The following is a 13,788-nucleotide window of genomic DNA, read 5'->3' on the forward strand; positions in this document are numbered from 1 at the left end:
ATTCAGATCTTGTGCTCGCGGAGGTGTGGGGAGCGCACGTACACCACGTACGTGAGCACGAGGAGGGCGGCGTATCCGGCGACGAAGCCGACGAATGCACCGGCATACGCGCCCGTGGCCTGGAACGAGAGGTTGAGCGCCTGCGGGATGAGGAAGCCGCCGTAGGCGCCGATCGCGGAGATGAGGCCGAGAGCGGCTGCCGCCTTGCGCTTGCGGGCGGCGTCGTCACCCGAAGCGCGGAGGGCGAAGACGATCGGCACCATGCGGTACGTCGAGCCGTTGCCGATGCCCGCCGCCGAGAAGAGGAGGAGGAAGAGGCCGAGGAACAGCCAGAAGTTGCCGACGGGGAGCGTGAGCACAACGGCGAGCGCGAGCGCGCCCATGGCGGCGAAGGCGACCATCGTGATGCGCGCGCCGCCGAAGCGGTCGGAGAGCCGGCCGCCGTAGGGGCGGGCGAGCGAGCCGACGAGCGCTCCGAGGAACGCGAGCGAGACCGACGCACCGCCGACCGCGATGCCCGAGAACTCGGGGAACTGGTCGGCGATGAGCTTCGGGAACACGCTCGCGAAGCCGATGAACGACCCGAACGTGCCGATGTAGAGCACAGACATGATCCAGAGGTGCGGCTCCTTGAGGGCCGACGCCGAGCCCGCGAGGTCGGCCTTCGCGTTCGAGAGGTTGTCCATGTAGCGGGCGGCGCCGAACATCGCGAGCAGGATGAAAGGGATCCAGATCCAGCCGGCGATCGGCAGGTTGAGGGTCGCGGCTGCACCGATCGTGATGGCGATCGGCACGACGAACTGGGCGACGGATGCCCCGAGGTTGCCGCCTGCGGCGTTGAGACCGAGCGCCCAGCCCTTCTCGCGCTGCGGGTAGAAGTAGGTGATGTTCGACATCGAGCTCGCGAAGTTGCCGCCGCCGAAGCCGGCGAGCGCAGCGACGACGAGCAGCACGCCGAACGGTGTCTCGGGGTTCGAGACGGACACGGCGAGGGCGATCGTCGGCACCAACAGGAGCGCGGCCGAGATGATCGTCCAGTTGCGTCCGCCGACCATCGGCACGAGGAACGAGTACGGGAAGCGGAGGGTCGCACCGACGAGGCTCGGGATGGAGATGAGCCAGAAGATCTCTCCGGTGCCGAGGTCGAAGCCGGCGTCCGGAAGCTGTACCGCCACGATGCTCCAGAGCTGCCAGACGACGAAGCCGAGGAACTCGGCGAAAATCGACCAGCGCAGGTTGCGGCGGGCGATCGCCCGGCCCCCGTTCTCCCACTGGGCGTCGTCCTCGGGGTTCCAGTTGTCGATCCAGCGGCCCGGCCTGGTGGCCAGCGCCGGAGCGGTGGACTCGGGTGCCTGAGTGGGTGCGGCGTTCGGGGGAGCGGCGCTCATGGTCTCGGTCATCTGTGCCTCCGGGGGGTGTCGGTCACGGGGTGGAACTTGTGAAGCCGACGCTATTGCTGGCGTGTTTCCGCGGATCGGTCGGGTCGTAAACCCTGCGTCTCCACCTGCTCACCCTGGACGGTCGGTCGTGTGAGGTCGTGGTCACACGTCGATCCGGTATCCGCGCTTGACGACCGTGGCGATGAGTCCGGGCACCCCGAGCGTCTGTCGGAGGCGGCTGAGCGCGACCTCGAGGGCGTGCTCGTCGTTCGTGCCGGGCAGGCCCGACGCGAGCCGCTCGCGCCCGACCACGGAGCCGCGCGCCTGCACGAGGGCGCGCAGGATCATGAGGGCGACAGGCGCGAGCGCGACCCGCCGGTGGTCGACGTCGACGACCGAGCCGCGCAGGGCGAGCGGTCCGTGCCGCGTGTCGAGGCGGATGATGCGCGTGGACTCCAGGTGCTCGCACACGAGCCGGATCAGGGCGCCCATCCGGTATCGCTCGGGCTGGATCGGCGTGATGCCGGCCGCGACGAGCGGCGCCGCGGTCACGGGGCCGACCGCGGCGGCCACGACCGGGCCGCACATCGCGTCGAGGAGGTCGTCGTAGCGGCCTCGCGCCTCGGCAGCGCTGAACAGGGCGTGCACGGCCGGTGCGCTCGTGAACGTGATGCAGTCGAGGCCGCCCGTGCACGTGGCCTCGATGAGGCGGTCGACCCGGTCGTCGGCCTCGTCGGTCTCGATCCACCGGTACGGTTCCACGGTGAGCACGCGGTCGTGCGCGTCGCGGAGGCGGTCGAGCTGCGACGGGTTCAGGAATCCGTGCAGCTGCACGGCCACGGTCAGCCCCGGCGGACGCGTCGCGAGCACCTCGTCGATGAGCGATTCGGTGGTCTCCTCGGCGCTCATGCCGACGTCGTTGAGCCCGGCAGCGCGGATGCCGCCGCGCGCCTTCGGCCCGCGCACGAGGATCTCCGTCTCGGAGAGCGCGTCGACGAGGTCTTCGCCGAGGCCCGCGGCATCCGCGACCTCGAACCAGCGGCGCACGCCGTACGCGGTCGTCGCGAGCAGGACGTCGGGTCGGGCCTCGATGATCGCGCGGGTGTCGTTGATGACGGGGTCGTCGGAGACGGCGTTCGCCATGCGGAGCGTCGGCGCGTGCAGCACCTGGGCGCCGCGGCGCGCGAGCGCGTCGATCAGGTCGCCCGAGCGGCGGTCGCTCGTGACGCCGATGCGGAAGCCCTCGAGCTGGTCCGGCCGGAAGCCGGGCGGGCACTCCACGACATCCGTCACGTCGCCACCGCCGCGAACCCGACGGCCCGCTCCATGAGCTCGGCCGCATCGGCGTCGCCGTCGTGCGCGAGCCGCACGACCTCGCCGACGACCACCACGGCAGGCGACGTCACGTGCGCGCGGCCGGCCGCGAAGACGATGTCGGTGAGCTCGCCCACGGTGGTGCGCTGGTCGGCGTGGAATCCGCGCTCGATGATCGCGACCGGCATCTCCGAGGACATGCCGGCCCGCACGAGGCCCGCCGTGAGCGACGGGAGCGAGTTCACGCCCATGAGCACGACGATGGTGCCGCCGAGGCCGGCGAGGTGGGTGAGCTCGTCGTCGGTGAGCGGGGCGTGACCCGACACGACGGTGAAGAGATGGCTGATGCCGCGGTGGGTCAGGGGGATGCCCGCGGCGCCGGGCACCGCGACCGCGCTCGTGACGCCGGGGATCACCTCGACGCGCACGCCCGCGCGGTGGCACGCGAGCACCTCCTCGCTGCCCCGCCCGAGCACGTACGGGTCGCCGCCCTTCAGGCGCACGACGTGCCGCCCGGCAAGGGCGTGCCGCACGAGCAGCGCCTCGATCTCGGACTGCGGGATCGCGTGGTGACCGGGGCGCTTGCCCACGTCGACCAGCTCGGCGTTCGGGGCGAGCTCAGCGAGGCCCTCGTGCGGGGCGAGCCGGTCGTAGAGCACGACGTCGGCCGCCGCGAGCGCGCGCACCGCCGCAAGCGTCAGGAGGTCCTCGCGCCCGGGGCCGCCGCCGACGAGGGTCGCGTGGCCGGTCATGCGCCGGCCAACCGCACGGGGATACTGGGCCCTGCGACGAGCACCGCCTCGCCGCGCTCGCGCTCCTCGGCGGTCGCGGGCCGGAACTGACCGCGCTCGGGCACTCGGGCGACCGACGGGTCGGGCACGTTCGGCGCGTTCACGAACGAGCGGAAGCGCCGCAGGCGCTCGGGGTCGGCGAGGGTCGCCGCCCACTCGTCCTCGTAGGTGTCGACGTGCTTGGCCATCGCCTGCTCGAGCTCCCCGGCGAGGCCGAGCGAGTCGTTGACGACGACGTCGCGCACGTGGTCGAGGCCGCCCTCGAGGTCCTCGATCCATCGGGCGGTCCGCTGCAGGCGGTCGGCCGTGCGGACGTAGTACATGATGTACCGGTCGATGTAGCGCAGGAGCGTCTCATCGTCGAGGTCGCTCGCGAGGAGTTGCGCGTGTGCGGGCTGGAAGCCGCCGTTGCCGCCGACGTACATGTTCCAGCCCTGGTCGGTCGCGATCACGCCGACGTCCTTTCCACGCGCCTCCGCGCACTCACGGGCGCATCCCGAGACGCCGAACTTCAGCTTGTGCGGCGAACGGAGGCCGCGGTAGCGCAGCTCCAGCTGCACGGCCATCGCGACCGAGTCCTGCACGCCGTAGCGGCACCAGGTCGAGCCGACGCAGCTCTTCACGTTGCGGAGGGCCTTGCCGTATGCCTGGCCCGACTCGAATCCGGCCTCGACGAGGCGTCGCCAGATCTCAGGAAGCTGGTCGAGACGGGCGCCGAACAGGTCGATGCGCTGACCACCGGTGATCTTCGTGTACAAACCGAAGTCCGTCGCGACCTGCGCGATGACGGCCAGCTTCTGCGGGGTGATCTCGCCGGCGGGAATGCGCGGCACGACCGAGTACGTGCCGTCCTTCTGCATGTTCGCCATGGCCCGGTCGTTCGTGTCCTGCAGGCCGCCGCGGCCGCCGTCGAGGATGTACGAGCCGTGTTGCGTCGCGAGGATCGAGCCGATCACGGGCTTGCAGACGTCGCACCCGCGGCCGGTGCCGAGCCGGGCGATGATCTCGTCGAAGGAGGCGAGTTCCAGCACGCGCACGGACTCGAAGAGCTCCTGCCGCGACAGCTCGAAGTGCTCGCAGAGGGCGCGCGAGGGCGTGACCCCAGACTTCTTCAGCTCCGCCTCGAGCAGCTTCTTCACGAGCGGGACGCACGAGCCGCACTGCGTGCCTGCACGCGTGCACGTCTTCAGGGCGCCGAGCTCGGCACAGCCCTCGGCGTGCTCGTCGCCGTTCACGGCGTCGCGGATGGTGCCGGCGGTGACGTTGTTGCAGGCGCACACGAGCGCGGCGGCGGGCAGCTCGTCGCCCGCGGGCGCCTCCATGCCCGAGGCGGAGAGGTATGCGGCGGGCTCGCTCGACAGCTGGGTGCCGAGGAGCGGGCGCAGCGACGCGTACGGGGATGCGTCGCCGACGAAGATGCCGCCGAGCAGGGTCCTGGCGTCGTCGGTCATGACGAGCTTCTGGTAGAGGCCGCGGGCGGGGTCGGCGTACACGATCTCGAGCGCCTGCTCGGTGCGGGCGAGCGCATCGCCGAAGCTCGCGACGTCGACGCCCGAGAGCTTCAGCTTCGTCGCGTCGTCGACGCTCGTGAACTCGGCCGCGCCGCCGAGCAGGCGGTCGGCCACCACCTCCGCCATCGCGTTCGCGGGGGCGACCAGGCCGGTGCAGCGGCCCTGGAAGCTCGCGACCTCGCCGATCGCCCAGATGTTCGGGGCGGATGCCGCGCAGGCGGTGTCGATCGCGACGCCGCCGCGCGGCCCTAGCTCGATGCCGAGATCGCGAGCGAGCTCGTCGCGCGGGCTGATCCCGATCGCGAACACGATGAGGTCGGCGTCGACACGGCCCCCGTTCGTGAGCTCGACGCCCACGACCGCTCCGTCCTCGACGAGCACGGCCGCGGGCCGGGTGCCCAGGTGGAGTCCGATGCCCTGACCGGCGATGATCCGGCCGAGCGCCCGGCCCGCCCCCTCGTCGAGCTGCGCGGACATGAGCCATCCGCCGGAGTGCACGACCGCGGCATCCGCGCCGAGCTTCGCGACGCCGCCCGCGGCCTCGAGGCCGAGCAGTCCGCCGCCGGCTACGACGACCCGCGCTGGGCGTCCGTGCCGCTCGGCGAGCTCGAGGGTCTCGGCCACGAGCGCGTCCACGTCGTCGATGGTGCGGTACACCCGGGCGTGCTCCCGTCCCGGGATCTCGGGTACGGGCGCGCTCGAGCCCGTGGCGAGGACGAGGTCGTCCCAGTGCAGCACGATTCCGCCGGACGTGGTCGCGGTGTGTGCGGCCCGGTCCACGGCCACGACGCGCTCGCCCGTCACGAGGCGCGTGCGGCCCTCGTCCCACATGGACGTTGGCTGCAGGGTGAGGTCGGTCGCGGCATCCGCGAGCCTCGTGCTGAGCGCCACCCGGTCGTAGGGACGGTGGAGCTCCTCGCCCAGCACGGTGACGCGCAGGGTGCGCTCGCCGTCGCGCGCGTGCAGACTGTCGGCGAGTCGATGCGCCGCGGGCCCGCCGCCGACGATGACGACGTCGCGCACGCCGCTCAGGGCGTGTGTGGTCTCGGTCATGGGCTGCCTCCGTGGCTCGATTGCAGGCGAGCGTACGGCGGGGCGGTTTCGGCCCTGTTACGTCGACGTAACCACGCGCGAACGTGAGCGCACGTCGACCCCATCGCGGTGTGAGGGGGGTTTCACCTCGGTGAAACACCCGGATGCCGCAGCAGTAACACCCGGAACGTAGCGTCGGGCACACGACGAGAGGAGACCGGGATGCCGCCGACGATCGAGATGACGACCACCTGGGAGCGCACCTGCGAGGTCGACGACCTCGAGCCGGGCTGGGGCGAGGTCGCGCTGCTCGGCACCCGCCAGATCGCGCTCGTGCGCATCGCAGGCGAAGAGGTGTACGCCGTGGACCACCACGACCCGCGAACGGGCGCACCGGTGATGGCACGCGGCATCGTGGGCTCGCGCGGCGACCGGCCGACGATCGCGTCGCCCCTGCACAAGGAGGTGTACGACCTCGGCACCGGCGAGTGCTTCACCGACGGCTCGCTCGCGTTGCGCACGTATCGCACGCGTGTCGTGGGCGGCATGATCGAGGTGGAGCTCGACGGATGACGCGGGCCGCCGCGCTCGTCGCCGCCTCGCACGGCACGTCCTCCGCCCACGGGCAGGCCGCCGTCGCGGCGCTCGTGGACGCGGTGCGGAGCGCGGCGCCGGGGCTGGCCGTCGAGGATGCGTTCGTCGACGTGCAGCAGCCCGACGTGGCATCCGTGCTCGGCCGGCTCGGCGCCGGTCACGACCCGGTGGTGGTGCCGCTCCTCTTGTCGGCGGGCTACCACGTGCATGTGGACCTGGCCCGTGAGATCGGCGAGGCGCCCGGTGCGCCGGTGCTCGGGGCCGCGCTCGGACCCGACGATCGCCTCGTCGATGTGCTCGCCACGCGACTCGCCGAGGCGGGGCTTCGCGGCGACGACCGCGTGGTGCTCGCCGCCGCGGGTTCGAGCGACGTGGGCGCGGTGCAGGACTGCCGCGTCGTCGGACGCCGCCTGGCGGCGCGACTCGGTCGCCCCGTGGCGGTCGGCTTCCTCTCGGCGGCGCGCCCGAGCGTCGCCGAGGCCGTCTCGCGCACGCGGGCGACGCATCCGGTCTCGCGGGTCGTCGTGTCGAGCTACCTGCTCGCACCCGGCTACTTCCACGACCTCTCGGTCGCGTCGGGCGGCGACGTCACGACCGGGCCGCTGCTGCGAGCGGATGCCGCGCCGCCGGCATCGCTCGTCCAGCTCGTGCTCGACCGCTACGGCGAGGCGGCGCTCAGCCGCGCTGCGTGAGCACGATCGGGTTGCCGTCGGTGACGGCGATCGTGTGCTCGGAGTGGGCGCCCCGCGATCCGTCGGCGCTGCGCAGGGTCCACCCGTCGGGGTCGGTGAAGATGCGGTCGGTCGTCTCGAGGAACCACGGCTCGATCGCGATCACGAGACCGGGCTTCAACGGCAGTCCGCGTCCGGGGCGGCCGTTGTTCGGCACGTGCGGGTCGCCGTGCATGGTGCGGCCGACGCCATGGCCGCCGAAGTCGGTGTTGATCGAATAGCCCTCGGCCTTCGCGACCTCCCCGATCGCCCGGGAGATGTCACCGATGCGGTTGCCCGGCCTGGCCGCGGCGATGCCAGCGTCGAGTGCGCGCCGAGACGTGTCGATGAGGCGCAGGTCCTCGTCGCGCGGGGCGCCGACCACGATCGAGATCGCCGAGTCGGCGACCCAGCCGTCGATCGACGCCGCGAAGTCGAGGCTCAGCAGGTCGCCGTCGCGCAGGCGGTAGTCGTGGGGGAGGCCGTGCAGCACCGCGTCGTTCACCGACGTGCAGATGACCTTGCCGAACGGGCTTCCGCCGAACGAGGGGTGGTAGTCGATGTAGCAGCTCTCGGCACCGGCCGCCCGGATCATGTCGTGCGCAAGCGCGTCGAGCTCGAGCAGGTTCACGCCCACTGCCGCGGCCTTCGACGCCGCCTCCAGCACGGTCGCGACGAAACGGCCGGCCGGCCGCATCTGCTCGATCTCCGCCGGGGTCCTCAGTTCGATCACGCTCATCCCTTCCGCCCACCATTCTGTCTGCTCCGCCCTGAGTGAACACCCGGTTCGCGTGCAGGCGTGCGGCGTTACGCTGTGCGCATGCTGATCAGGCGGTCGTTCCTCAGGTGGCTGGTCGCGGCGGTCGTGGTGCTGCCGATCTGGCTCGGTGTGGGCTGGGCGTTCTTCGGCGGCGGCGGCTGGGGCACCCTCGGCCTCGTCATCACGGTCCCCGTGGCGTTCATCGCCCTCGGCATCATCGCCCTCCTCGTGTGGGCCAGGCCCACGGTGCGCGCCGAACGCGCCGTGTCGTGGACCGACGTCGGCGTCATCGGGGCGTGGCACGCGTCGATCATCGGCATCGGCTTCTACGGCCAGGGTGCGACGATCTTCGGCGTGCTCGGCATCCTGCTCGCGATCGCCGCATTCTGGAGCTCCATCTGGCAGCTCGTCTCCGACAGCGCCCGGCGGGTGCAGGCGACCATGACCGAGTTCGAGCGGCTTGCGGCCCAGCAGGCCGCAGGGGGCCAGGATGCCGCGGGCGGCGCGCCCGGGCGTCGGCCGCCGTTCGACGACGGCGACGGCGACATCATCATCGTGCGCGAAGTGCGAGACTGATTCTGGGGCGCGGGCGGCGCGGCATCCGCTGACCGTCCCGACGAGGCATCCGCTCGACCGCTTTGGCGGCTGGGGCCGAGCCATGGCACAATAGAGGATTGTGCCGCCGCAGGACTCTGCCTCCGGGGAGCACGCACAGCGCGAGCGATCGCGCGGGCGGCACCAGACACTTCCATCCATGATCCGCGTTCGACCGGTGGCGGGCGCAGAGAGCGAACCATCATGCACATCCTCGACCATGTCGACGCCGCGAGCCTGAGGTCGGACATCCCCGATTTCCGCCCCGGCGACACCGTCAAGGTGCACGTCAACATCATCGAAGGCACGCGCTCGCGCATCCAGGTCTTCCAGGGCGTCGTCATCGGCCGCCAGGGCGAGGGCGTGCGCGAGACCTTCACGGTCCGCAAGGTCAGCTTCCAGGTCGGCGTCGAGCGCAAGTTCCCGGTGCACTCGCCGGTCATCGACCACATCGAGGTCGTCACCCGCGGTGACGTCCGCCGCGCGAAGCTCTACTACCTGCGCAAGCTCCGCGGCAAGAAGGCGAAGATCAAGGAGAAGCGCGAGAGCTGATCCCGCCGAAGCGTGACGACGCGCGTCGCGCGCGGTCATTTTCACCGAGCTCCCCACCCTAGACTGGGTGGGGAGCTCGGGCGGTTAAATGACAGAAGAAGTAAGCACCACGCGGACAGATCGCGCGGGCTCGGTGTCGGCACGCAGGAAACGGAGCACGCTTCTCTTCCTGCGAGACCTGCTCGTCATCTTCGTGGTGGCGGTGCTCGTCTCGTTCCTCATCAAGACCTTCCTCATCCGGTCGTTCTTCATCCCGTCGCAGTCGATGGAGGAGACCCTGGTGCAAGACGACCGCATCATCGTCAACCAGCTCGTACCCGAGGTCAGCCCGATCGAGCGCGGCGACGTCGTCGTGTTCAAGGACCCGGGCGGATGGCTCCCGGCCCGCGTCGAGACGACGCAGCCGCCGCTCCTCGCGGCCATCGACTGGTTCTTCGCGTTCGTCGGGCTCTCGGCGCCCGACTCGAACGACCACCTCGTGAAGCGTGTGATCGGCCTCCCCGGCGACCACGTCACGTGCTGCAACGCGCTCGGCCAGCTGAGCGTCAACGGCGTGCCGCTCGACGAGCCATACGTCGCGCTGCCCCCCGGTGAGACGAAGGTCTCACGCGACGACTTCGACACGGCCGTGCCCGAGGACTCGCTCTGGGTGATGGGCGACAACCGCTACAACTCCAAGGATTCCCGCTACAACACCGAGACGCCGCTCAAGGGGTTCGTGCCGATCGACAACGTCGTCGGTCGCGCGTTCGTGGTCAGCTGGCCGCTCGACCATTGGGCGTGGCTCGGCAACTACCCCGACGTGTTCGAGGGAGTCGACGAGGGAGCGGGCTGACATGTCGCCGTCGGTCATCCCCAACCTCAGGATCGAGCGGGAGTTGTTCGACACTGGCGCCCCGGTCGTGCTCGCGTGCGACGAGGTCGGGCGCGGGGCGCTCGCCGGTCCCGTCACCGTGGGCCTGGTGCTCATCGACCCGATGGTGCGACGGATGCCCGCCGGCCTCCGCGACTCCAAGCTCATGACCGAGCCTCGGCGCGAGGCGATGGCGCCGCGGGCCGCGTCGTGGGTGCGCGGCTGGGCGCTGGGCGAGGCATCCGCCGCGGAGATCGACGAGTTCGGCATCATGGTGTGCCTGGGGCTCGCCGGCGCCCGCGCGTACGCGGCGCTCACCACCGCCCAGGAGGTCCCGCTCGACGCGCCGCTCCTGCTCGACGGCAACTACGACTGGCTGAGTCCGTCGATCGAGCATCGCGCGCGCGTGACCACGCGCATCAAGGCCGACCGCGACTGCGCGTCGGTTGCCGCGGCATCCGTCATCGCCAAGGTCCACCGCGACGGTGGCATGCGCCGCGCCCACGATGAGCTGCCGGTGTACGGCTGGGACGAGAACAAGGGCTACTCCACGCCCGCGCACTTCGCCGCGATCGACGAGCACGGCCCGTGCGACCTGCACCGCCACACTTGGCTGCACGAGCGCCCCGCTGAGGCGCTGGCGCTCTTCGACCTCGGCGTAGGATGAATCCCGATGGATGAGGACGAGTTCGAAGATTACGACCGCGAGGTCGAGCTGGCCCTGTACCGGGAGTACCGCGACATCGTGTCGCAGTTCCAGTACGTGGTCGAGACGGAGCGGCGCTTCTACCTCGCGAACGAGGTGGAGCTCGTGCGGCGCGACACCGAGCACGACTTCTACTTCGAGCTGACGATGAAGGACGTCTGGGTCTGGGACGTCTATCGCGCCGATCGCTTCGTGAAGTCGGTGCGCGTGCTCACCTTCAAGGACGTGAACGTCGAGGAACTCGCGACCCGCGACTTCGAGCTGCCCAAGGAGCTCGCGCTCGACGAGTAGCGGTCGCTTCGGCTTCGCCGGCACGCCAGAGGTTCCCGCGATACGACTTCGAATTGGTGCTCGCGCCGGAAGATAACGATACGGTAACATCGCCGCATCGCGACGATTCGGGTGGCCCGGGGATCGGTGGTTTCGGTTCCGTCGCGGGTTCGAATCCCGCCGTCGCGTCTGATCAGGTTCGCAGTGCGCGCGTCGCGCGCGGATTCCCGTCGTCAGGCGCGGCGTCAGGGACCTTCGCCTCTGCGGAGGTGCCGGGCGGGGTGCACCGTTGTGCATATGGCAGAGGTGGTCAAGACACTCCATGGGGACGTGCGCGGCACTGCCGCCGGCCACGGGTACGTGTTCTTGGGCATTCCGTATGCCGCGCCGCCCTTCGGTGCGAACCGGCTCCGTCCGCCCCAGCCCGTTCAGCCGTGGAGCGGTGTGCGCGATGCCACCGAACTCGGGCCGGAGCCGCCCCAGGCGGCACCTCCGGCGACCGGTGGCACCGCATCGGGGGCTGCAGAGGACTGGCACGATGTCGACGCAGCGTTCGCGGAGGTCCAGCGCGCGGGGGCCACCGACGACTGCCTGAACCTCAACGTCTGGACGCCCGACCCGGGGGCGAGGGGACTGCCCGTGATGGTGTGGATCCAGGGCGGCATGTTCGAACTCAGCTCGACGGCAGCCTACGACGGCAGCCGTTTCGCACGCGACGGGGTCGTCTGCGTCGTGATCAGCTGGCGCCCAGGTGCCGAGGGGTTCCTGTACCTCGACGACGGCATCGCCAACGTCGGACTGCTCGACCAGATCGCGGCCCTCGAGTGGGTGCGCGAGAACATCTCCGCCTTCGGCGGCGACCCTGGCAACGTCACGATCTTCGGTGAGTCGGCCGGGGCGATGAGCATCGGGGTCCTCCTTGCCATGCCCCGTGCAGAGGGCCTGTTCAGGCGGGCGATCCTGCAGAGCGGGGCGGCTCATCACGTCACGCCCGCCGCCGTGGCCCGGCGCATCGGCGGGTACCTGGCCGAGAAGCTGGGCGTGCCGGCCACGCGTGAGGCGATCGCCGCCGTCGGCGTCGACCGCCTCCTCGCCGCGCAGGCGGCGCTGAAGGAGGACCTGATCGCGAGACCCGACCCGGATCGCTGGGGTCAGAGCGTCGTGTCGAGCGGGATGCCGTGGCAGCCGGTGGTCGACGGGGATGTCGTGCCCGGGCCGCCGATCGATCGGATCGCCGCCGGCTCGGGTGGACAGGTCGACCTCATCGTCGGGACGAACACCGACGACTGGCGGTTATGGCTCCTGGTGAGCGGTGCGATCGCCCAGATCACCGACGAGATCCTGACCGGGCCGGTCACGTCCTACGGATACCAGTCCCTGGCGGCGTACGGGCTCCCGGTCGAGAAGGCGCTCGCCGCCTATCGAGACCGGTACCCGCAGGCCCTCCCCGGCGACGTCCTCGCGGCGGTGCAGACCGACTGGTGGATGCGGATCCCGGCCATACGCCTCGCCGACGCCCATGCCGGATCCGCCGCGGGCACCTACATGTACGAGTTCGCCTGGCCCGCACCCGGGCTCGGCGCGGTGCACGCCATCGAGGTCCCCTTCGTCTTCGACACCCTGGGCCCGAATGTGCCCCTCTTCGGGCCGATGCTGGGAGATGACCCGCCCCAGGAGCTTGCCGACTCCGTGCACTCCGCCTGGGTCACCTTCGCCAGGAACGGCGACCCGGGTTGGCCGAGGTACGACCTCGGCCGCAGGGCCACGATGCGCTTCGACACGACTTCCCGGATGGTGGAGGACCCTCGGTCCTGGGAGCGGGAGCTCTGGGACGGCGCTCGCTGACCGCGCACCGCGATCGCGGGCCGGACGAGGGGGGCGAGAGATGATTCGAACAAGGCCGGGCGGCGCCGTCGACGCCCCCGGTACCGGGGATGGAGGATCCGGCTACGTCCTTCGCCGAGTACCGAAGGAGCGTCGACCCGTGCTCGACAGGCTGGCGAGCGCGAGCCGGCGGTTCCAGGTGCACACGCTGATCGAGCTCGACATGACCGTCCCCAAGGCCCGGCTCTCGGAGGCGGAGCCGCATGTCTCGTGGACCGGGTTCGTCCTCGCGACCCTGGCGCGCGCGGTCGCGCTCAACCCCGAGGTCAACGCCCGCAAGGCGGGCAATCGCATCCTCATCTTCGACCGCATCGACGTCGGCGCGACGGTCGAACGGCAATGGGAGGGGCGTACGGTCCTCGACGTCGTCGACATCCGCGATGCCGACCGGAGGTCGTGCGCCGAGATCTCACGGATGCTGCATGCGGCCAAGTACGGCCCAGGCCAGTCGCACCGGCAGAGCGGCCTGACCGCGCAGCTCGTGCGACTGCCCGGGCCCCTCCGGCGGACGGCGCTCCGGGTGGCCGCGACGAGACCGCGCATCGCGGCCACGTTCGGACCCGCCGTGGCCGTGACGTCGATCGGGATGTTCTCCAGCGCGTGGGGGTGGGCCATCCCGCTGGCACCGCTGACCGTGATCGCGACGGTGGGCGCGATCGTGGACCGACCGGCGGTCCACGAAGGCCGCATCGTGGCGAGGCCGATGTTGCCGCTGACCCTGAGCTTCGACCACGCCGTGATCGACGGCGCGCCCGCCGCACGCTTCACCGAGACGCTCCGCAACCTGGTCGAGACGGCCGCGGCATTCGAGGACACCACGGCACCGTCCGAACGCTGA

The 13,788-nt window shown here is 71.0% G+C and carries 14 protein-coding genes; 9 read left to right on the forward strand and 5 right to left on the reverse strand.

All coding sequences use genetic code 11. The features are described from left to right. Positions 1-2: 2 nt before the first annotated feature. From ASG80_RS05760 to nirB, 4 genes are all read right to left on the reverse strand, one after another. Positions 3-1,400 (reverse strand): MFS transporter, encoded by a 1,398-nt coding sequence (locus tag ASG80_RS05760; protein WP_082589803.1) that lies wholly within the window; start codon positions 1,398-1,400, stop codon positions 3-5. 141 nt (positions 1,401-1,541) lie between these two features. Beyond that, complete coding sequence (locus ASG80_RS05765) at positions 1,542-2,672, reverse strand: uroporphyrinogen-III synthase (protein WP_235508198.1); 1,131 nt, start codon at positions 2,670-2,672, stop codon at positions 1,542-1,544. Next, positions 2,669-3,445: a uroporphyrinogen-III C-methyltransferase gene (cobA, locus tag ASG80_RS05770; RefSeq protein WP_056729227.1), complete on the reverse strand. Its 777-nt coding sequence runs from the start codon at positions 3,443-3,445 to the stop codon at positions 2,669-2,671. The genes ASG80_RS05765 and cobA overlap by 4 nt, the downstream gene beginning before the upstream one ends. Then, a complete protein-coding gene (gene nirB, locus ASG80_RS05775) occupies positions 3,442-6,048 on the reverse strand; it encodes a nitrite reductase large subunit NirB (protein ID WP_056729228.1) in 2,607 nt (868 codons plus the stop codon). Before nirB ends, cobA begins: the two co-directional genes overlap by 4 nt. 201 nt (positions 6,049-6,249) lie before the next feature. On the opposite strand from nirB, the gene nirD reads away from it, so the two are divergent. Both nirD and ASG80_RS05785 read left to right on the forward strand, forming a co-directional pair. Then, positions 6,250-6,600, forward strand: a complete 351-nt coding sequence (gene nirD, locus ASG80_RS05780) for a nitrite reductase small subunit NirD (RefSeq protein WP_056729229.1) — start codon at positions 6,250-6,252, stop codon at positions 6,598-6,600. Further along, on the forward strand, positions 6,597-7,313 hold the full coding sequence (locus ASG80_RS05785; protein ID WP_056729230.1) for a sirohydrochlorin chelatase: 717 nt from the start codon (positions 6,597-6,599) through the stop codon (positions 7,311-7,313). The genes nirD and ASG80_RS05785 overlap by 4 nt, the downstream gene beginning before the upstream one ends. Here the strand turns inward: ASG80_RS05785 and map are convergent. Then, on the reverse strand, positions 7,297-8,064 hold the full coding sequence (map, locus tag ASG80_RS05790) for a type I methionyl aminopeptidase (RefSeq protein ID WP_056729325.1): 768 nt from the start codon (positions 8,062-8,064) through the stop codon (positions 7,297-7,299). The two genes, ASG80_RS05785 and map, sit on opposite strands and share 17 nt — an antisense overlap. 87 nt (positions 8,065-8,151) lie before the next feature. On the opposite strand from map, the gene ASG80_RS05795 reads away from it, so the two are divergent. The 7 genes from ASG80_RS05795 to ASG80_RS05825 all read left to right on the forward strand — a co-directional run bounded on the left by ASG80_RS05795 (position 8,152) and on the right by ASG80_RS05825 (position 13,788). Further along, the gene (locus tag ASG80_RS05795; protein WP_056729231.1) at positions 8,152-8,667 is read left to right on the forward strand and encodes a hypothetical protein; all 516 of its coding nucleotides are present in this window, start codon (positions 8,152-8,154) and stop codon (positions 8,665-8,667) included. 222 nt (positions 8,668-8,889) lie between these two features. Continuing rightward, a complete protein-coding gene (rplS, locus tag ASG80_RS05800; RefSeq protein WP_056729232.1) occupies positions 8,890-9,237 on the forward strand; it encodes a 50S ribosomal protein L19 in 348 nt (115 codons plus the stop codon). An 88-nt stretch (positions 9,238-9,325) separates the two neighbouring features. Next, complete coding sequence (lepB, locus tag ASG80_RS05805; protein WP_056729233.1) at positions 9,326-10,072, forward strand: signal peptidase I; 747 nt, start codon at positions 9,326-9,328, stop codon at positions 10,070-10,072. 1 nt (position 10,073) lies between these two features. Then, the gene (locus tag ASG80_RS05810) at positions 10,074-10,757 is read left to right on the forward strand and encodes a ribonuclease HII (RefSeq protein WP_056729234.1); all 684 of its coding nucleotides are present in this window, start codon (positions 10,074-10,076) and stop codon (positions 10,755-10,757) included. Between the two features lie 6 nt (positions 10,758-10,763). Continuing rightward, on the forward strand, positions 10,764-11,087 hold the full coding sequence (locus ASG80_RS05815; RefSeq protein ID WP_056729235.1) for a DUF2469 family protein: 324 nt from the start codon (positions 10,764-10,766) through the stop codon (positions 11,085-11,087). 276 nt (positions 11,088-11,363) lie between these two features. Continuing rightward, positions 11,364-12,911 (forward strand): carboxylesterase/lipase family protein, encoded by a 1,548-nt coding sequence (locus ASG80_RS05820; RefSeq protein WP_056729236.1) that lies wholly within the window; start codon positions 11,364-11,366, stop codon positions 12,909-12,911. A gap of 139 nt (positions 12,912-13,050) precedes the next feature. Beyond that, positions 13,051-13,788 carry a 2-oxo acid dehydrogenase subunit E2 gene (locus ASG80_RS05825; RefSeq protein ID WP_056729237.1) on the forward strand — a complete coding sequence of 246 codons (738 nt, stop codon included), beginning with the start codon at positions 13,051-13,053 and terminating at the stop codon, positions 13,786-13,788.

Origin of the sequence: Agromyces sp. Soil535 (assembly GCF_001428255.1) — a bacterium.
Taxonomy (GTDB): Bacteria; Actinomycetota; Actinomycetes; order Actinomycetales; family Microbacteriaceae; genus Agromyces.